Genomic DNA, 20975 nt, shown 5'->3' on the forward strand with positions numbered 1-20975 from the left:
AGAACATGAGTAGTATTAAGTTATCAAATGTTGACTTGGTATATCGTATTCAAAAAGAAGTAAAATTCAAGGATTTGCTTTTGAATTTGCGCGGTTCTAGGAAAAATGAAACTAGTAAAGGAAAGTATATCCACGCTTTAAAAGACTTTACCCTTTCGCTGAACGAGGGTGATCGACTAGGGATTATTGGACATAATGGCGCAGGCAAAAGCTCTTTACTAAAATTGATTGCAGGTATTTACCCGCCTACAAAAGGAAGTTTTAAAGTAGATGGACATGTTGCCTGTTTATTTGAGCTCGCTACGGGATTTGAGATGGAGGCCACTGGATGGGATAATATATATCTTCGTGGGCTAATGCTTGGAGAAACGCCTCAAACTATAAGAAAAAAAATGGATGCTATTGCTGAGTTTAGTGAACTTGGTGATTATCTCAATATTCCTGTTAAATATTATTCTTCCGGGATGTTTATTCGGCTTGCTTTTTCTATTTCCACTGCAATTGAACCAGATATCCTCCTGCTAGATGAAGTCATGGCTGCCGGTGATGCTGGCTTCTTGGAGAAAGCTGAGAGAAGAATGAAAGAACTGATGGATAAAGTTAAAATTCTTGTATTTGTTTCGCATTCTATGGATTCGATAAGAGATTTTTGTAATAAATGCGTATGGTTAGAACATGGGAAAATTAAGATGGTGGGAAATACCGAGGAAACCATTCAGGCTTACTTAGCTAGCTATAGATAGCTTAGCAGTTAGTTTAAAGCTTAACCTTTATGGGATTAAGATTCGAGTAATAATTGAAATTATAAAGTTGTTAATGGAGTTGAGAGATTTTGAAGGGTATTATTCTTGCGGGTGGAAGTGGAACTCGTCTTTATCCGCTTACGAAAGCTGTATCTAAACAACTGTTACCTGTTTATGATAAACCAATGATTTATTATCCTTTATCTGTACTTATGCTTGCTGGTATCCGAGAAATATTAATTATCTCTACACCAGAGGACACACCAAGGTTTACACAGCTTTTTGGAGATGGTTCTGATATTGGGCTTTCAATATCCTATGCCGTACAGCCATCTCCGGATGGACTAGCACAGGCATTTATTATAGGCGAAGAATTTATTGGAGAGGATAATGTTGCATTAATATTGGGAGATAATATTTTTTACGGGCATGGATTTACTCAACTTTTACAAAATGCGGCAAATAGAAAAATGGGTGCAACGGTCTTTGGGTATAATGTAAAGGATCCAGAGCGCTTTGGTGTAGTAGAGTTTGATACGAATGGAAGAGCATTGTCCATAGAGGAAAAGCCAAGTATCCCAAAATCAAACTATGCGGTGACAGGTCTCTATTTTTATGATAATCGTGTCATAAACATTGCTAAAAGTATAAGTCCGTCCAATAGGGGGGAACTAGAAATTACTGATATAAATAAGATTTATTTAGAAAGTGGAGATTTGCATGTTCAATTATTAGGACGCGGGTTTGCATGGCTTGACTCTGGTACGCATGAATCTTTATTAGAGGCTTCACAGTTTATTGAAACAATTGAAAAACGGCAAAGCCTTAAGGTGGCATGCTTAGAGGAGATTGCTTTTAGTAATGGATACATTTCAAGAGAGCAGTTAATTAAATTAGCAACACCTTTAAGAAAAAATGAATACGGAAAATATTTGATGAGATTGGCTGAAAGGGGTCCGATTATGGTGTAACTCTGAATTTCATCTTAGTAAAAAGGAGGGTTGACTATTATGAATCTAATTCCAACTAGATTTGAAGGCTTGATGGTTCTTGAGCCAAAGCTGTTTGGGGATGCACGTGGATATTTTATGGAAAGCTATAATGAAAGAGTATTTAGTGATAAAAATCTTTATTTTGATTTTGTGCAAGATAACCAATCGTTGTCAAGGGAAGCTGGCGTTATTCGCGGGTTGCATTACCAGTTAAATCCAAAGGCACAAACGAAAGTTGTAAGGGTTCTTCGAGGGGCAATTTATGATGTGGTCGTCGATATTCGTAAGGGATCTTCAACATTTGGCGAGTGGCAGGGTTTCATTTTAAGCGAAGAAAATAGACGTCAATTGCTAGTGCCTAAGGGATTTGCTCACGGTTTCTGCACAATTACTGCTGAAACTATTGTGGCATATAAGGTTGATGAATACTATTCACCTGAACATGACCGGGGGATTATTTGGAATGATCCTAATTTAAAAATAGATTGGCCAACTTCTCAACCTATCTTATCTGATAAAGATAAAAATCACCCATTATTAAAAGGTGCTGAGATTAACTTTGAATAGGGGAGTATTACGTACTATGAAATTATTAATTACAGGTGGAGCAGGTTTTATTGGAAGTAACTTTACCCGTTATATGGTTAAGAAGTACCCGAATTATCAGATTGTTAATCTTGATTCTCTTACTTATGCAGGGAATTTGGAAAATACTAAAGAAATAGAACGATTGCCTAATTATCGCTTTGTTAAGGGTGATATCACTGATCGAGTGTTAGTTGATTCATTAGTAGAGGATGATGTTGATTGTATTATCAACTTTGCTGCTGAATCGCATGTTGATCGCAGCATTATAGAGCCGGATATCTTTGTAAAAACAAATATAATGGGCACTCAAGTTCTGCTTGATACAGCGAAAAAATATGGTATTCAGAAATATGTGCAGATTTCCACGGATGAGGTATACGGTACACTTGGTGATACGGGGTATTTTACCGAATGCACGCCACTTGCTCCTAATAGTCCATATTCCGCTAGTAAAGCTTCTGCTGATTTACTTGTCCGGTCCTACTATGAAACGTTTGGTTTGCCTGTCAATATTACACGTTGTTCGAATAACTATGGACCATATCACTTCCCTGAAAAGCTTATTCCGCTTATGATTTTAAATGCTTTACAAGATAAGAGGCTTCCTGTTTATGGAGATGGATTAAATGTGCGGGACTGGTTGTTTGTTGAAGATCACTGTTTTGCGATTGATTTAGTTCTACATGAGGGAAAACCAGGTGAAGTATATAATATAGGTGGCAATAATGAATACACTAATATTGAAATTGTCAAGCGCATTCTTTCTGTATTAGACAAACCGGAGGATTTGATTGAATACGTTACAGATCGGCCGGGTCATGATCGTCGCTATGCGATTGATGCTTCAAAAATTCGCAAAGAACTTGGTTGGAAATCTACCTATGATTTTGAAACAGGAATTACAATGACTGTTCAATGGTATTTGAATAACAGAGAATGGTGGGAGCGTATCATTAGCGGAGATTATCAACAGTATTATGAAAAACAGTATGGGCTTCGCTAGAAAAAGGTGCTTCCCTGTTAATTTTCATTAAGGCTAGGGATATCAGCCCTAGTCTTTTACTATGTAGTCAATATAAATTTTGTGTAATAATGAACTTAGGTGGATAGTGTATGAAAAAGATTCAAATTTTATTATCAACTTATAATGGTGAGAAATATCTGGAACAACAGCTAGATAGTTTGCTGCAACAAATACATCTGGATATAGAAATTCTAGTTCGTGATGATGGTTCAACAGATGAAACTCTAAAAATTTTAAATAGATATAGAGCACATAAAAATATTAAAGTAATGAGCGAGAGAAATATTGGGGTAGTAAAAAGCTTTCTTAATCTAATTTCTATCTCTTCAGATACTGCAGATTATTTTGCTTTTTGTGATCAGGATGATTTTTGGGAAAGCGATAAACTGCTGAGAGCTGTAGAATCGCTTGAAGAAATTCCTGCTGATGTACCAGCTATGTATTGCTCCCAGGCAGAGTTGGTGAACGAAAATCTGGAAGGTATAGGGAGAATGCCTCAGCTTACACACGCCCCTTCCTTTGCTAATGCACTAGTCCAAAATATTGCGACAGGGTGTACCGTTGTTTTTAATCATGCAGCAAAGCAGGTGCTTTTGCGACGTCTTCCTAATTCTTCGAATATTATTATGCATGACTGGTGGGTTTATTTAGTTGTGTCGGCTTTTGGAAATGTTATTTATGATCCTGAGCCTAGGATATTATATCGTCAGCATTCATCAAATTCCATTGGCGCGAAAAGTAGTTTTATTCATAAGTGGGTAGCAAGACTTAGACAATTTATTAACAGAGGGAACCGTCTTTTTATTACAAAACAGGTTGAAGAATTTAGAGACATATATGGAAGTATGTTATCGCCGGATTATACAACCATGCTGGAGAACTTTATTGATGGCAGAAAAACAGTAACTGGACGCATAAGGTATGCTCTATCAGGAGAAGCGTACCGGCAATCTGCCTTAGATAATATCATTTTTCGTATATTAATCGTTTTAAATCGTATCTAGGGAAAACGAAAGGTAGCAATACGATGAAAATTGTTTATATCATTACACGTTCGGACTGGGGAGGAGCACAAGCACATGTTTTTGATCTTCTTCGGTATGCATGCACGTCCAATAAGTGCTACCTTATTATCGGAGAGGAAGGAATCTTGGCGGAACGTGCGCGAGAATTAGATATTCCTGTTTGGATTGTCCCTACCCTAATACAAGCTATTCATCCATTTTATGATGTTTTAGCCATTCATCATATTAGGCGTATAATAAAAAATATAAGGCCTGATATTGTACACGCACATTCTTCTAAAGCGGGCATTGTCGGGCGAATAGCAGCCTGGATTACAGGGGTTCCCTCTATTTTCACAGCCCATGGATGGGCTTTTACGGACGGGGTTTCCGTGGTTCGTAAAAAAATTTCAATTCCTATGGAACGATTAGTCGCAAAGCTATCGACGTATATTATTTGTGTCTCTGAGTTTGATCGCCAACTTGCGCTAAGGTATAAAGTAGCGAATGAGGAACAGCTTGTTACTGTGCATAATGGAATCACTGAACAGGGTATGGTATCTGAACATCACAATAAAGACAAAACAAAAATCATTATGGTTGCTCGGTTTTCCACTCAAAAAGATTACAGGACACTTATTCTAACGTCTGCTAAATTGTCTTCTCCGGTAGAGCTCTTTTTGGTAGGAGAGGGGGAGTTACTGGAGAGTTCACGTCGATTGGCAGTGGAACAGGGTGTTGCATCAAAAATAAACTTTTTAGGTATGCGTAAAGATATCCCTGAGATTTTATCTGCTTGCGATGTCTTTGTTTTAACCTCTCATTACGAGGGATTCCCGATTAGTATTTTAGAAGCCATGAGGGCAGGATTGCCTGTTATTGCTTCGGATGTTGGGGGAGTAAAAGAAGCAGTTGTAGATGGAGTTACAGGGTATATAGTGCCGCGGGAAGATGTTCAAGCTGTCCGCGACCGTCTGGAGACGCTGGCAAAAAACCCGAAATTAAGAAAGCAGATGGGGCAAGCGGGACGTGGTAGGTATCTCGAACGCTTTACTTCACAGCAAATGGTGGATAAAATATTTTCATTATACTGGGAAGCATTAAAATAAACTTTATAAATTTTTGTTTGATTGCAATATACAAGGATCCCTCAATAAGTTATGATTATTAATGAATGACGTTTTTTGTAAAAAAATCACCTATTTTGGGGAATAGGGAGCGGAAGTATGGGTAGAAATTCAAGAATGCGCTTTTATAAGGCAATTTTTTCAATATTTGATTTATTTTTAGTGAATATAGGGTTCTTATTAGCCTTTTGGCTTAAGTTTGGATTTGATGTTCCAGATTACAACTGGAAGCCGTATGTAAATTTGTTACCATGGATTTCTCTAGCTGCCCTTATTCTCTTCTATATGTTTGATTTATACTCAAATTGGCGACGGAAGAACATTTATAATTTAGTATACTCTATTGTTTTATCAATTGGATTGCTTAGTATATTTACCATGGCTCTCACCTTCTGGTATAGGGGATTCGCCTTTCCACGAAGTGTCATTCTCCTATCTACTGTATTGCAAATTTTATTATTTGTGGTAATCCGCTCTCTCATTTGGTGGGGCGCTAAACAGAGATACGGGCGCCGTAAAGTGTTGATTATTGATGAAAATGTTAAAAGTGGAATTTCTTTTGCTCAAAAGTTTCTTCAACATACTGCAGGGTGGTTTATCATTCATGATTTTTTAGCGGTGCAGCAATGGAAAGAAATGATTTCTGTTATTTCTGAAGTGGACGTAGTTCTTTTGAGTCCGGCACTTAATAAGGAAGATAAGGCGGAGATTCTGAGTCACTGCGCTAAATATGGAAAAGAAGTGCTTGTTGTACCGGAGTTGTTCGAGCTGTTTATTCTTGATGCCGAACCCCAGCAAATTGATGATATGCTTGTTCTGTCAATTCAACCACCTGGTCTAAGTCCGGCCCAGCTTTTTATAAAGAGGCTTTTCGATACTATAGTATCTGGTATTATGTTGGCACTCCTTAGCCCTATTATGCTTGTTTTATACATTCTTATTCCACTCACTTCAAAGGGGCCGGCAATATTTAAACAGGAGAGATTGGGACGGGATGGCAGGGAGTACTTAATATACAAATTTAGAAGCATGGTTCATAATGCGGAAAACAATACAGGGCCGGTTTTGGCGGTGGATAGAGACCCGCGTATTACTTCATTGGGACGTTTTATTCGTGCAACCCGGTTGGATGAAATCCCCCAACTGTTCAATGTTTTAAAAGGAGATATGAGCCTAGTAGGTCCGAGACCTGAACGTGCTTTCTTTATTAAACAGTTTCAAGAGTTGTTCCCCGATTATGCGTACCGCATGTCGGTAAAGCCGGGAATTACAGGTCTTGCCCAGGTAATGGCTAAATATAGCACAACTGTAGAAGATAAACTGCGTTTCGATTTAATGTACGTACGGAACTACTCGCTTGCCTTGGACATTAAAATCCTTTTACAAACCATCCGTGTTGTGCTTCGCGGGGAGCAGGCAGCAGGGGTGAAACCGTACGACAGTACGTATCAAAAGGAGCTGCTAAAGCTGTTTGGTCATCCGGGAGTTGAAACGGAAGATGAACGGCTTGCTTCTAAAGGATAACTTTTCGATATTGAAAATTACGGAGGATATACATGGGTAAACAGATGACCGGTTCGGTCCGGAATATCATTATCTACATTCTTATTGTAGTAACAGTCGGAGCCATCATTTACGGAGTTACAGCGGGCAGTAACCAGGATGAGAAGTTTATCCAGCAAAGCCGGCAGTATCGAGCCGCGCTGGAAAATATGCAGGCTGGGCAATTTGGTGAAGCGGAAAAAACATTCAAGCAGCTCCTCGCTGTCCATCAGGAAAGCTATATTGTCATGTGGAATTGCGCACTTAGCCTATTAAAGCAGGACAAATACGACGAAGCAGCCCAGTACTTTGTAAAAACGCAAAAACAGCGCCCTTTTGTCGTCCGGGAACCAAGATACCTTGTTGAGTACGGGGAGACGCTTTACAAACAAGGGCAATATCCAAAGGCAAAGAGGTACCTGGAGGAAGCGAAAGAGCTAAATGCAGGTCCTGAACTGCTGCAGCAGGTTCAACCGATACTTACTGCTCTTGAGAAAAATGCACGCTAAGCAGGTGTGCAGGAGGTGATAAATATATGAGTCAATCAAACAAAAAAATGAGTATTGATGATATGCTGCTTTTTGAAAAACAAAAAAATACGGACAAGCTTCTTGTGAATCTCTTGCTGCTTGTGTTAGGGCTTCTCCCTCTCATTATTCGCACAGGCTTGGTGACATTTGCAAGTCCGGTCATTACGAGTACATCGCTTGACACAGGAATAAAAGGGGATGTTTTTACTTATTATAAATTTGTCTGGCTTTTGATTTTTAGCGGCGGACTGCTGCTTCTATTCTTGTATAAAATGATGGGGAACGGTTATTATATTAAATCAAGCTATATAAACATTCCTTTGCTTATTATGTTCGTTTTTATACTTTTGTCCGGCGTGTTCTCTGAATACAAAACGCTCGGAATTGTCGGCCAGTACAACCGGCATGACGGGATGCTCACCTATTTATGCTATCTTCTCCTTTTCTTTATCGCGGCGAACATTGCATATACGGAGAATAAAACACGTTGGTTGCTCTATATCATGTATCCGGTTATTACCATTAACACAGGATTAGCGCTTCTTTATTTTTACGGAGTTGATGTGATGAAATTATCTTTTGTAGTTTCCCTAATCCTTCCTTCTTCTATCCCTAAAGAATCAATTAATGCTGGCGCCCATTTTATTAGCACACTGAACAACCCCAACTACACGAGTGGAATCGCCGGTGTGTTTACTCCCTTATTTTTGGTGGGAGCCGCGCTCAGCAAAAATGTAAGCAGCCAGATAAATTATGTAGTAATGGCTGTATTATCCTTTGCGTTGCTTCTTACTTCCTTATCTACAAGCGGCTTCGTAACATTTATTTTTGCCTTGCCTTTTGTACTTTTCTTTATTATACGGAGTGCAGTTGTAAAAAAAGGACTTTTAACGGCCGGTACCGCTCTTATCTTGTTTGTCGGTGTCTTTTTAACCTTGAATAGTCACAATCCCCAGGTTTGGGATGAAAGTGTAGGGTTTTTCCTCGGTTCATCTAAGGGCGGGATGGAGCATGCTCAACCGGATTCGAAAGCATGGCGTGAGTTTGCCGAACGCCATTCACCTTTACATGTAAATGTAGCGGAAGCGGCCGAACAATCAGCTTCTCAAACGCAGCAGGATGAATTTCAGCTACCGCCGTCCGCATGGGGTCCAGGTACAGGACGTTTATATATTTGGTCAAAAACGCTTGATTTAATAAAAGAGCGTCCGTTGCTTGGCTATGGTCTTGATACGCTGGCTTACTACTTCCCTCAGGATGACCCGCAGAAAAATGCACAACTAAGTAGTGCAAACATGCTCGTGGATAAGCCGCATAATATGTATTTAGGAATTGGGTATGGTTCCGGTGTTATTGCTCTGCTTGCTTTTTCCATACTTATCCTCCGTCACTTCTGGTCGCATCTCTTCCTATTTAAACAGCGGGTGGCAACAGAAAGACAGAAGATGATTGCTGTTTTGTTCGTTGGCTGGCTAGCTTATCTTATACAAGCACTTTTCAATGATTCTATTATTGGTACAGCGCCAATATTCTGGATTTTATTTGGGGCTGCTGTATCTTTATTACGCCAGGAACGAGAAGAAACGGAATAATGAAGAATATGTAAAGATATTGAAAAAGGGGGATGTATTAAATGCATTTCCTCTTTTTTTATTTGTACTTTTGCACACATTGATATAAAATGATATCCGTATAAGCTTGCTGAATATGGAATGGATGGAGCGCAGGATGAATACAAATAACCGGGTAGAGATACTTGATGTTCCTTTTCTATGTGCTACCCATGTGGAAACAGTCGATGTATTAACGAATCTTATTGACGAGAATAAAAAAGTGCAGGTTATAACGGCGAATCCGGAAATCGTTATGATGGGCCGGCAAAACGCAGCATATATGAAGTTATTAAAGAAAGCAGATGTTATTACTCCCGATGGAATCGGAATTGTCCTGGCATCACGTTGGATTGGGAAACCTTTACCGGAACGTGTAGCCGGTTATGAACTGTTGCATGCCTTAATGAGACAAGCGAATAAGTATGGCTGGAAGTATGTGCTGGTAGGGGCTTCTCCATCGTCCTGCGACGGGGCAGCTGAGAAGCTGCAAGAAATGTATCCCGATGCATGTTATGCAGGTCACTTTAATGGGTATTTCTCCACTAAAGATGAGAAAAACATAATTGAGTACATTAAGGAAGTGGAACCTCAATTGCTGTTTGTTGGTTTAGGGGCGCCAAGGCAGGAAGAGTGGATTGCCCATCAGTTGCCAAATCTTCCGGTAAACGTAGCGATGGGAGTAGGCGGGAGTTTTGATGTATTGTCAGGAGCAGTAAAAAGAGCTCCTCTTCTATGGCAAAAACTCTACATAGAATGGTTATACCGTTTACTTTCCCAGCCGAAGCGGTGGCGCAGGCAGTTGCTTCTGCCCCGGTTCGCGTTTACTGTATTATGGAACCGATTTGTCTTACGAAATAAATAAATAAATAAAACTCACTTTTAAGGAGAGAGAACATGGGAACGTATTTCTATGGGTTTATCCTTTCACTTGTTGTAACATTACTTGCAACGCCGTTGGTGAAAAGATTCGCCATCTATATTGGCGCCGTTGATAAACCTAATCATCGAAAAGTACACCAGCGATTAATGCCGAGGTTAGGCGGGCTTGCCATTTATATTGGTTTTTCGATTGCTTATCTTGCATTCTTTCCACCTTCCCAAGAAGCAACGGGGATTTTTCTTGGCGGGAGTATTATTGTCATTGTCGGTGCGCTTGATGACCGGTTTGAATTGTCTCCTAAATTAAAACTTCTAGGGCAGATTGCCGCTGCACTCGTAGTTGTATACTCAGGTCTCCGAATCGAGTTTATTAATCTTCCCTTTGAAGGAATATTGAGCTTTGACTGGGGATGGCTGGCGATTCCGATCACTGTCTTCTGGCTTATAGGTATTACGAATGCGGTGAATTTAATCGACGGGTTAGATGGACTTGCTGCAGGTGTATCGGGAATTGCCACAGCCGCTATGATGATAATGGCCTTGCTTATGGGAAATCTGGTCGTTGCGCTTTATTGCGTTATTCTGTTGGGCGGTATTATTGGTTTCCTTTTCTATAATTTTCATCCCGCGAAAATCTTCATGGGGGATACGGGAGCGTTATTCTTAGGATTTAACCTGGCCGCTCTTTCTATTATGGGTTTTAAATATGTAACACTGTTTTCCTTTATTATTCCTATTTTAATCCTTGGAGTACCTTTATCGGATACAATCTTTGCGATGTTGCGTCGCTATTTGAATAAAAAGCCGATTTCGGTAGCGGATAAAGAACATTTACACCATTGTCTCCTAGGACTCGGATTATCACACCGCGGAGCAGTGCTTTCGATTTACGGCCTTAGTGTTCTGTTTGCCACCGCCGCCATTATTTTCTCGCAATCCACATTATGGGGAGCACTTATTATTGTCGGGGTTTTACTGTTTGTCTTGCAGCTTGGTGCGGAGCTTATTGGCTGGTTTGGTCAGAAGAAGAAGCCACTGCTGGAGACGGCGCGGCGGATTAAACAAATAACTTCAGGTAAATAGTTATCTCTTATAGAAAAGCTTGCAGTTTAATCATGCAAGCTTTTTTATTATTTCTGAAGGTTTACAAGTCTTATTGTTTTTATACATTTTTCATCGCAAAAGTTCAAAATGGATTGAATTAATCATAAACAACTGAAAATTATTGACATTTGAAAAAAATATACATTATAATCAATTTATTACTTTATTGAGAAAATTCTTTATACATATATCTGTTTAAGGGGGGAAATAGGAGAGCGGCATAAAACATCTATAATTGTAATTATACATACGAGAAGATAATAGGGGGAAAAAATGAAACATTTACAAACAAACAAATTGAATACGCTTTCAAAAGCTGCTTTAGTTGCTCTTTTAGCAGTTCCAGCTACTACATACTCTGTATATGCGTCTACTTATACTGGCACGAATATTGTCGGTGTTGCAACGGGTGAAAATAACGGACAAAAACTGGGCAGATCTTATGTGGAATTTAACGGCTCCGAGCTTTCGACAGGAGACTACCTGCTTGTAACACTGCCTGCTGACTTTAAGTTAGGCCTTACTGCGGGTCATACGGGTACTGTTGATGCAAATGGAAATATTGATGGCACTGATAACGTTAGTATCGCTCTTGCTGCGGGTGGTAATTATCTTATTAATACAGGTGGGACAAGCTATCTGCAAGCAGGAAATCTATCTTATCAAATTATCACAGATAATCAAATTAAACTTATTTTTGGTAAGCCGGCCTCTGGTTCTGGAATTAATACAGGAGAATCCACCGGTAAATTTTATATTAACTTCAACAAAGTCATCGTTCCTTCTGGGGCGCCCGCAGAAGTAAAAGCCACATTTGAAGGCAGACCAGGCTCTGCATTTACCGATGGTAGTGTAACGATTGCTACAACTTCTTCTTCCGGAGCGGTTTCCAGTGCAATTGAAACTGCAAAATCTATTACAACGAGTCTTTCAGATATTGATCAGATTCGAATCAAGGAGGATCGTGCTGGTTCGTTTAAAAAAGGAGATGTAATTAAATATAAATTACCTGCCGGTTTTAAATGGCAGTATAAAAGCGGCTCAACCTATAATGATATTACCACTTCACCTGGCACGTTGACTTCTAACGTCAATGGGTTAAGCACAGGTAGTATACCTGCTTCTGATCTCACCTTTCATACAAGTGATGAAGGCAGAACACTAAGGATTACCCATGCGACAGGTACTGATTCTTCTGAAGCTTCCTATTTCATATTGAAGGACTTTGCAATTGCGGTAAGTGATGAAACGCTTGCTAAAAAGGGAGACGTATCCGCAACGATCAGCACATCAGGTAATGTAACGAGTTCAACCGGTGATTTAGTTGTTGCGAAGTACACTGATTATGGTGTGAGTGTAAAAGTTACAGAGCCAAAACAAATTCTCGGTAGCAAATATGACGATACAAAGGTAGCGGAGATTACCATTGAAGAAACAACGGAGGGTTCTCTTCCAAACGGAAGAAACATTACGATTAGCTTACCGAGTGGGGTTAAGGTGGTTGGTGATCCTAACTTTTCGGGAAGTGATATAAGCAGCGGAACGGTAAAACATCTTGATACCGATCGTATTACAATTAGTGTGCCTTCTACTCGTTCTAAGGACAAGTATAAAATTAAGCTAGGATTGGCTTTAGAAGTAAAGCCGGGCAAGTATGGAGATATCGAAGCAGTGATGCAAGGTGCGGGAATTCCGGAGCAAAAAGTTATCATCGCAAAATCAATCCCTCCTGTAATTCCGCAAATGATTCCAGGAACAGAACAGAAGAGCGTGCGTATTGGTGCGGCTAATCAGGACGCGCCTGATATTATAATAGCGGAAACAGTTCCCGGAGCGCTCAAACAGAGTGTTAGTATGACAGTACCAGTTCCGGGTGTTCCTGGTAGAACTGTGACCAGGTCAATGCAGGGATTTGTTGTAGTTTATCTTCCGGCTGGCGTAACGTACGCATCTAAACCAAAGGTAGAAGTTATTGATGGGGATTTGAAAATTGATGAAAGCCCGGTCGAAATGGTGAAGGCAGAGTCTTCTCAATTCGATGCTCTTAAGTTCAATATTAAGAGCGAAAGCACAAAACCGTCCAAAATAAGAATTTCCAATGTGAAATTAACAGTGGACCGTACTGTGGCAGAGGGTCCTATGGAAGCAAAGATAGCGGGATATGGACTGTCTCATCCACAAAACAGCCTGGATTTCAATGTGACAACCGGTTCTAGTTTTAAATATGCAACTGTTGCAATACCTGCGGCAGGTGATAAAAAAGATACTGGCTTGTACGGGAATTCGAATACTCACTCCTTATTTACACTTAATAGTAAGACGTATAAAGTTGATCATGTGGAAAAGACGATGGATGTTGCTCCATATGTTAAAAATGGACGGACCTACCTTCCGATTCGCTATGTGGCCGAGGTTCTTGGTATCCCGGAAAGCAACGTTAATTGGGATCAGGCGACGAAGACTGTTACCCTGCACAGAGAAGACAGGATTGTACAGCTAGTGTTAGGTAGCAAGAAAATGAAAATAAACGGTGTGGAAATGACAATAGAGGGGGTGGAGGTTAAAGACAATAGAATTATGATTCCAATCCGTTATGTTGGACAGGCATTCGACGCAAAGGTTGAATGGGATCAAGCGGCAAATACGGTTACAGTCAACTAACTACGTTATTATAGAAGAAAGAGATACTGGCTTTCTTTAGGACACTCATATGTAGGAACACTTTTCTTACAAACGGTTACCTAATAAATAACTATTAGGTAACCGTTTCTTTGTTCATATATCACAATAATGATTAAAACAAGCCGGGAGAAACAACATCATTTTTTTATACGGTACTGTGCAACTTTCTCATACATTTACCGTCTAAGTATATGTAAACAAAATGCAGCGGGATAGATGAAAAAGGAAAGTGAAAAAATTTTAATTTAAAAAGCAACTTTTTCTTTCTAGCTCCGTCTAACTAAGTGTAAGCGAAATAAGGGAAGGCAAAAGCTGAATGAATTAGAGTGAATAGCACCAACATTTGTTATTTATCTATTTACTTCGTTCAGGAAGCATTGTATACTTTCCTATGGGAGAAGAGAAAATAGTAGATTATACCAAGTAATACTCTCTCATCTCTTACATATTTGTTTACAAAAACTAAAAAAAAATAAATAAATAGAGCTCATCAACTCCTCGAAAGGGGGTGAAGGTACATATGGGAGAGGAGAGCTCAAGAAATATAAATAGACAATACTCTCAACCGAAGCAAGAACGGAGTATGTCCCTTCAATACGGAGGAGTATGTTCCTGAACGCAGGTCATACAGTATGATAGTTTTACTGTGATAAGATCGTTGAATCAGTAAAGCTCTACGGCATATCCGAAAAAATATTATCCTAATGTAGGAGGAAAAAATCTTGAAGACAACTAAAACTCTTAAAGTCGTTACTACAGCAGCTTTAGTAGCATCATTAGCGACTCCATTCACAGCATTTGCTGCAACTTATAGCGGTACAAACGTAACAGGTGTTACTGCAGGATCTGAATCTACTCAAAACCTTGGTAAAGCTTACGTTGAGTTCGGCGGTTCTGAACTTACAAGCGGAGATTACCTACTTGTATCTCTTCCTTCTGATTTCGATCTTGGATTTACTGTAGGAGATGCAGGTAAAGTAGTTGCACCAGCAAATTCTGACACTGCTACTTTTGTATCTGATACTGCTAACAGAACAACAGGAGCAACTAAAATTGAACGTGCTGCAGGTGATAACTATCTTTCTAGCGCTTACTTGACTAATAGCAATATCAGTTATCAGGTGGTTTCAAAGAACCAAATCAGACTTACTTTCACTAAAGCTAATATTGATCCAAGCAAAAGCACTGGTAAGTTCTATATCAACTTCCAAGGTGTTAAAGTTCCTTCTGGCGCACCAAGCGAAATCAAAGCAACACTTGAAGGTAAACAAGGTTCTGCTTTCAACGATGGCAGCGTAACAGTTGCAACTGCTTCTACTTCCGGTACTGTTACTACTACAATCGATAAAGCAAAAACGATCACATCTGGCGGACTTCAAGACCTTGATAACATCCGTATTAAAGAAGATCGTGCTGGCTCATTCAAAGCCGGAGACCGTCTGAAGTACAAATTGCCTTCTGGATTCAAATGGGTATATAAGAACAGCGGTGGAAGTTATGTTGATGTTCCAACTGGTCAAAGTGACATTCCTGCAAATAACATTGATGAGTTAAATGCAGGCGGAATACCAGCTTCTAAAGTTCAATTCTATCTTTCTGAAAGCGGAAGACAGCTTAACATTGTTAACAATTCAGCTAGCACCGACCCTGCTACTACTGAAGCATCTTACCTCTTACTCAAAGGTTTCGGTATCGCTATTGACGATGAAACTGTTGCGAAAACTGGCGATGTAACAGCAACCATTAGCACATCCGGCAACGTAAGCACTTCAAACAGTGACCTGCTTGTTGCTAAGTATGGCGACTACGGTTCAAAAATCTACACTGTTGGTGATCCGAAAAATGTTAAAGCAGGTATGGTTGATGAAAAAAATTGGAAGCATTGCTATCGAAGAATCAGTAAAAGCAAGCCTTCAAGCTAATCGTACAATCAACCTGACACTTTCCGGTAATGCGAAGTGGGGAAGCCTTTCTGACTTCAGATATGATGATTCCCAGTCTAAAAACAAGAACACTGCTGTTATCAACCCAGGTGGAGCGCAAATTATTGGTTCTGACAAGAAAACTCTTCGTCTAACTGTTGCTAATGCGAGCAGTGATGCATTAAAAGCAGTATTGAAAGATGCTAAAATCAATGTTTCTCCTGATGCTACTGGCGATATCAAGTTAACAGTAAGCGGATCTGCAAACCTTACTGGTGACCTTACTGTTGCTAAAGTTGTAAAACCTGTTGACGTTAAAGTTGACGGAGCTCTTCCGAACATCCAAATTGGTCAGCAAGCACAGCCTATCGGTGATGTGACTTTAACTGAGGCTGCTGCTGAAGCAATCGACCATTCAGTAACTAACGGAATAAATAACAACCTTGTTGCGCTTATCTTCCCTGAAGGTGTAACACCAACTCTTCCAACTAGTGTTCAGGTGACTGATGGCGATTTGTCAATCGACACAGGATCTGCAACAAAAGTATGGAATAACAACAGATGGGAAATCCGTGTTACTACAAGATCAACTAGTACAAAGCCAAGTGCTCTTAAGTTCAGCGGAATGAAAGTAACTGTAGACCGTACAGTTCCAGAAGGTCCTATCGCTGTTAAAGTTGGCGGTAACGCTTTAGTTCAGACACAAGGTCAAACTGACTTCCCAGGCGTTGATTCTGTAACTTCTGTAGATGTTGCTAACGTTGGTACACCAGCTGCTGGTAAAGGTTCATCTGCTTTTGTAGCATTTAAACTTGGCGCAACAACTTACACAGTTGACGGCGCAGAAAAAACTATGGATGTTGCTCCGTTCGCTGAGAACAACCGTACATTCCTGCCAATCCGCTTTGCTGCTGACGCTCTTGGAGCTCAAAATGTACAGTGGGATCAAGCTACAAGAACTGTTACAGTATTCAAGAACGGCAACATTGTCCAAATGGTGCTTGGTAAGAAAGAATACAAACTCAATGGTGTTTCTGTACCAATGGACGTAGCAGTTCAAGCTAAAAACGGACGCGTTGTTCTTCCTATCCGCTTCCTTGGCGATGCACTGAACGTTCCTGTACAATACGATGAATCTACTGGTGCAATCTCTCTTGGTACACCAGCTGTAAAATAAGTTTAATTCACAGGCTTAATAAAATGACGAAAGGACTCCTCTAACGGGGAGTCCTTTCTACTACCGTTTAATAGTAATTTTTTGCCTTGCGAAAAGTTTTCTTTTGAATAAGGAGAGGTAATCAATGAAAAAGAAACTATCCGCTTTACTCGTAACAGCATCGCTGCTTGTACCGTATGCTGTGCTTTCTCCTGCGGCTTATGCTGCAGAACAGCAAAAGGATCAGGAGTTAACCCTAACCTATCAGCAGGCCGTTGAACGCGCTTTAAATAACAGCTATACACTGAAAAACTCAAAAGAGGATATTGATCGTTCTGCCGAAGTAAGGGATAAAGTGGGGGAGAATGTAAAATATACTCCTATCCCAAATCCCAATGCTCCTTATAGCTACGATGCCTATAACCAGGCAGCGAATATGGCTTTTAGTGGATTTCAAAAAGCAAGCGTCGGATATGAGATATCCAAAAAGCAAGCTGTGATTGATGAGGACACTGTTGTAGCCAATGTCAGAAAGGCCTATAACGATATTCTTCAGGCACAGGAACAGAAAAAATTGGCGGACTTAACCGTTCATAATGATGACATGCAGCGAAATATTACACAGATAAAGTTTGAAACAGGAGTATCCAGTAAGGTTGAAAAAACAAAAGCAGATGGAACGTATAATGCTGATCGGAAAAGCAAGGAAGCAGCTGGAAAGGCTCTAGAAGCCTCTTACCAAAAGTTCGATTCTTTAGTTGGCTTGCGTCCGGAAGCCCGGCCGCAACTGGCAGATCAGCTTACCTTTGTTGATATGCCTGATGTGGATTTAGAAAGCCACATTACCCGTACCCTTTCCGAAAACCCTGCGCTTTGGAAGGCGAATAAGGCAATTGAGTTAGCTCGCCTCAGTGTTGATTTATACATGTTTAATGACAAGTCAAATCCGGATACGTACGATGCCAAGAAAATTGACGTAACCAAAGCTGAGAACACGTATGCAGATGCAAAGGAACAGACGGCAAAAGCATTACGGACGATCTATCAGTCTATTCGTCAAATTGAAGACAACTACAAGGGATTACAAGAAAACGTTGGTGTTGCAGAAGAGGGGCTTCGTGCTACTCAGGTTCAATATGATGTAGGCTTAGCTACGAAACTTGAATTAAGCAATGCACAGCTTACCGTTGATAAGTTGAAAGAAAAAATGTCCGAACTTAGTGTACAGCATGATAATTTAATCCAGACTTTCTATAAGCCTTGGGCCGGATCGGCTTCCTAAGTTCATTATGCTTACTTTTTAACAGGTACCTGTATAGGGTGCCTGTTTTTTGCATTTAAAAGAGAATAATTGGGTTTTATACTATAATATAACCAGGCGTTGGCGGCATTTTCTTTTGTATGATAGAATTTGATGGGGCGAATTTTGCTATAAAGTAAGGGAGGTACCTTTCGTTTGCTGTTTAACTCCTATGAATATATTCTAGGTTTCTTACCTGTTGTCTTTATTATTTATTTCCTTTTGATTAGATGGCGTTTTGTTGTTTTTTCTAAAGCATGGTTGGCTCTGTCTTCCCTATTCTTCTACAGCTGGTGGAACATCTCTTATCTTCCCCTGCTGCTCGGTTCCATCTTGTTCAACTATACAGTAGGATTGACACTCGGCAGGATGGGCGAGAAGACAATATATAAGAGGTTAATATTAACGGTAGGAATAGCAGGAAACCTAGCTTTGCTTGGTTACTACAAATACGCGGACTTCTTTATTAACAATACAAATGAACTTTTTTCCACTGCTTTTCCACTCATGCATCTTATCTTGCCATTGGGAATTAGCTTCTTTACGTTTACTCAGACCGCATTCTTAGTGGATGCGTATCGTGGGGAGAGTACAGAATATAATTTTTTGAACTATATCTTATTCGTTACATTTTTCCCTCATCTTATTGCCGGTCCAATTTTGCACCACAAAGAAATGATGCCTCAGTTCGATCTGTTGCGGAATAAGGTAATAAGCTGGAAAAACATTTCACAGGGCGTGTTCATATTTTCTATTGGTTTATTTAAGAAGGTAGTGATTGCAGATACGCTTGCTGCGTGGGCAACGCAGGGATTTGATAAACTGCCGACTTTGACTTTTTCAGAGGCCTGGATAACGTCTCTTTCCTATACGTTCCAGCTTTATTTTGATTTCAGTGGATATACGGACATGGCGATCGGGGGAGCGCTTTTATTTAATATTCGCTTCCCTTTAAATTTTAACTCGCCGTATAAGTCTCTTAACATTCAGGAATTCTGGCGCCGATGGCATATTACACTGGGGCGTTTCTTCCGTAACTACGTCTACATTCCGCTCGGAGGGAACCGTAAAGGAAGGCTGCGTACATACTATAATTTGCTCGTTATTTTTGTGCTGACAGGCTTCTGGCACGGTGCTGGGTGGACATTTATTCTCTGGGGCTCCCTGCATGGGATAGCGACCGTTTTTCATCGTTACTGGTCGAAGTTCAATATTCCGATGCCTCGCTGGCTGGCCTGGTTTCTTACGTTTCAATTTGTGAATATAACCTGGGTATTTTTCCGGGCAAAACAATGGGAGGATGCAGTAAAAGTATTGAAGGGAATGTTTGGGCTTAATGGTATCCATGTTTCGCTGAAAGAAATTACAATTGCAGATGCTGGGTTTGCTTTATTCTTTCTTCTATTTGCTGCAGTGCTTGCTTTATTCGCGCGTAACTCGATGGAGTTAACCTCCCGCTTTAAGCCAAACCCCGCTATTGCCTTAGCGGCGTCTGTCCTGTTTGTTTACTCGCTGCTGCATTTTTACCGTATCAGTGAATTCCTCTATTTTAATTTTTAACTGGGAATAATATTAAAGTGGGAATGAGGAAGAATTCTTGGAGGTATGAATTGAAAAAACGATATAAAAAATGGCTTGCCTGGTATCTCCTGTTTTCTATTGGGGGAGTTGGGATTATTAGTTTATTTAACTACCTTATTGATCCGCTGCAGTTTTACCGCAAAGCTTCCTATCATCCTTCATTTTCTGAAGAGGAGCGTTTCCAAAATCCTGGCCTGGCAAAAAACTATCCATACGATACGATCATTGTAGGCAGCTCAATGACACAGAATTTTATTCCTTCCTATGTGGATAAGAAGCTGGGTGCAAAAACGATAAAGCTGTCTGCGTCCGGTTCTTCCGTACATGAGCAATACTTAATCGCCAAATTGGCATTGGAAACAGGGAAAGTAAAAAACGTAATATGGGCCGTTGATTTCTCATCCTTACGCGGGGAACCACTGCGGGTACGGAATGATCAGGGACCCTTTCCGTTTTACTTATATGATAAAAATCCTTTGAATGATGTGAAATACTTATTCAATAATGATACTCTCCAGCAAAGCTGGCATATTATTGACTCTATTACGAGAAATCGCCCTTATCCGAGTAACCTGGACATGCTTAACAACTGGGGCAGCCTTCCTGTATTCGGTAAAGAGAGGGTAGTAAAAGATTATCAAATGTGGAAAGAAGGGAAAGATCCCGGTCATGTGATGAAGCCAGATCCGGAAGCTTTTCAGTTGATAAGAGAAAGTGCGGATCAAAATATTTTCCCGCTTGTGAAGCAATATAAGAACGTAAACTTTTACTTTTTCTATCCGCCTTATTCTATTTTGACTCACCGTTTGTTCTATGATAACAAGTTGTTTGATAGCCTGATCGGTATGAAGCGATATATGTTTACTGAAATCGGCTCAATGCCGAATGTAAAACTGTATGATTTCCAGTATGATACGAATATTACGTATGATTTAAGCCATTATCGGGATACATCACACTACTCGCAAAAAATTAATAATTTTATCATAGATGAAATGACTAATAATAAATACCAGGTTACTCCCCATAATTTAGAAATAAACATAAACAAGCTGCGGAATCAGGTGAAATCTGTAAATGTGGAGCAGCTAATAAGGCGATCTCCATAAATAGATGGGTAATTGAACTGCGCTTCTGTTTTTTTTATACACAAGCTATAATAGCAGTAGATTAAAGGAGGTTAAAAAT

Annotated in this window: 17 protein-coding genes; all 17 read left to right on the forward strand. The window is 40.0% G+C overall.

Annotation, left to right across the window (positions count from 1 at the left end):
* Positions 1–5: 5 nt before the first annotated feature.
* The 17 genes from MBEAL2_RS03155 (at position 6) to MBEAL2_RS03235 (ending at position 20896) form a co-directional block, all read left to right on the forward strand.
* Entirely contained in the window at positions 6–743 is a 738-nt protein-coding gene (locus MBEAL2_RS03155) for an ABC transporter ATP-binding protein (protein ID WP_047150868.1), read from the forward strand.
* A gap of 89 nt (positions 744–832) precedes the next feature.
* Positions 833–1714 (forward strand): glucose-1-phosphate thymidylyltransferase RfbA, encoded by an 882-nt coding sequence (rfbA, locus tag MBEAL2_RS03160; RefSeq protein WP_047150869.1) that lies wholly within the window; start codon positions 833–835, stop codon positions 1712–1714.
* 39 nt (positions 1715–1753) lie between these two features.
* On the forward strand, positions 1754–2302 hold the full coding sequence (gene rfbC, locus MBEAL2_RS03165; RefSeq protein WP_047150870.1) for a dTDP-4-dehydrorhamnose 3,5-epimerase: 549 nt from the start codon (positions 1754–1756) through the stop codon (positions 2300–2302).
* 16 nt (positions 2303–2318) lie between these two features.
* Positions 2319–3326, forward strand: coding sequence for a dTDP-glucose 4,6-dehydratase (gene rfbB, locus MBEAL2_RS03170; RefSeq protein ID WP_047150871.1), 1008 nt, complete (start codon positions 2319–2321; stop codon positions 3324–3326).
* Between the two features lie 110 nt (positions 3327–3436).
* Complete coding sequence (locus MBEAL2_RS03175; protein WP_047150872.1) at positions 3437–4351, forward strand: glycosyltransferase family 2 protein; 915 nt, start codon at positions 3437–3439, stop codon at positions 4349–4351.
* A 23-nt stretch (positions 4352–4374) separates the two neighbouring features.
* On the forward strand, positions 4375–5460 hold the full coding sequence (locus MBEAL2_RS03180; RefSeq protein ID WP_047150873.1) for a glycosyltransferase family 4 protein: 1086 nt from the start codon (positions 4375–4377) through the stop codon (positions 5458–5460).
* 135 nt (positions 5461–5595) lie between these two features.
* Positions 5596–7002: a sugar transferase gene (locus MBEAL2_RS03185; protein WP_236692673.1), complete on the forward strand. Its 1407-nt coding sequence runs from the start codon at positions 5596–5598 to the stop codon at positions 7000–7002.
* A gap of 32 nt (positions 7003–7034) precedes the next feature.
* Positions 7035–7529, forward strand: a complete 495-nt coding sequence (locus MBEAL2_RS03190; RefSeq protein ID WP_047150875.1) for a tetratricopeptide repeat protein — start codon at positions 7035–7037, stop codon at positions 7527–7529.
* Positions 7530–7555: 26 nt separating this feature from the next.
* The gene (locus tag MBEAL2_RS03195) at positions 7556–9142 is read left to right on the forward strand and encodes an O-antigen ligase family protein (RefSeq protein ID WP_052947399.1); all 1587 of its coding nucleotides are present in this window, start codon (positions 7556–7558) and stop codon (positions 9140–9142) included.
* A gap of 136 nt (positions 9143–9278) precedes the next feature.
* Positions 9279–10025, forward strand: coding sequence for a WecB/TagA/CpsF family glycosyltransferase (locus MBEAL2_RS03200; RefSeq protein ID WP_052947400.1), 747 nt, complete (start codon positions 9279–9281; stop codon positions 10023–10025).
* Between the two features lie 32 nt (positions 10026–10057).
* Positions 10058–11125: an MraY family glycosyltransferase gene (locus tag MBEAL2_RS03205; RefSeq protein ID WP_047150876.1), complete on the forward strand. Its 1068-nt coding sequence runs from the start codon at positions 10058–10060 to the stop codon at positions 11123–11125.
* Between the two features lie 294 nt (positions 11126–11419).
* On the forward strand, positions 11420–13807 hold the full coding sequence (locus MBEAL2_RS03210) for a copper amine oxidase N-terminal domain-containing protein (protein WP_047150877.1): 2388 nt from the start codon (positions 11420–11422) through the stop codon (positions 13805–13807).
* 743 nt (positions 13808–14550) lie between these two features.
* The gene (locus MBEAL2_RS31560) at positions 14551–15750 is read left to right on the forward strand and encodes a hypothetical protein (RefSeq protein WP_047150878.1); all 1200 of its coding nucleotides are present in this window, start codon (positions 14551–14553) and stop codon (positions 15748–15750) included.
* Positions 15692–16927: a copper amine oxidase N-terminal domain-containing protein gene (locus MBEAL2_RS03220; RefSeq protein ID WP_047150879.1), complete on the forward strand. Its 1236-nt coding sequence runs from the start codon at positions 15692–15694 to the stop codon at positions 16925–16927. The genes MBEAL2_RS31560 and MBEAL2_RS03220 overlap by 59 nt, the downstream gene beginning before the upstream one ends.
* Positions 16928–17051: 124 nt before the next feature.
* Positions 17052–18188: a TolC family protein gene (locus MBEAL2_RS03225; RefSeq protein WP_047150880.1), complete on the forward strand. Its 1137-nt coding sequence runs from the start codon at positions 17052–17054 to the stop codon at positions 18186–18188.
* A gap of 174 nt (positions 18189–18362) precedes the next feature.
* The gene (locus tag MBEAL2_RS03230) at positions 18363–19766 is read left to right on the forward strand and encodes an MBOAT family O-acyltransferase (protein ID WP_047150881.1); all 1404 of its coding nucleotides are present in this window, start codon (positions 18363–18365) and stop codon (positions 19764–19766) included.
* A 50-nt stretch (positions 19767–19816) separates the two neighbouring features.
* Complete coding sequence (locus tag MBEAL2_RS03235; protein WP_047150882.1) at positions 19817–20896, forward strand: hypothetical protein; 1080 nt, start codon at positions 19817–19819, stop codon at positions 20894–20896.
* Positions 20897–20975: the final 79 nt, after the last annotated feature.

The organism is Aneurinibacillus tyrosinisolvens, assembly GCF_001015055.1.
In the GTDB taxonomy this organism is placed as follows: domain Bacteria; phylum Bacillota; class Bacilli; order Aneurinibacillales; family Aneurinibacillaceae; genus Aneurinibacillus_A; species Aneurinibacillus_A tyrosinisolvens.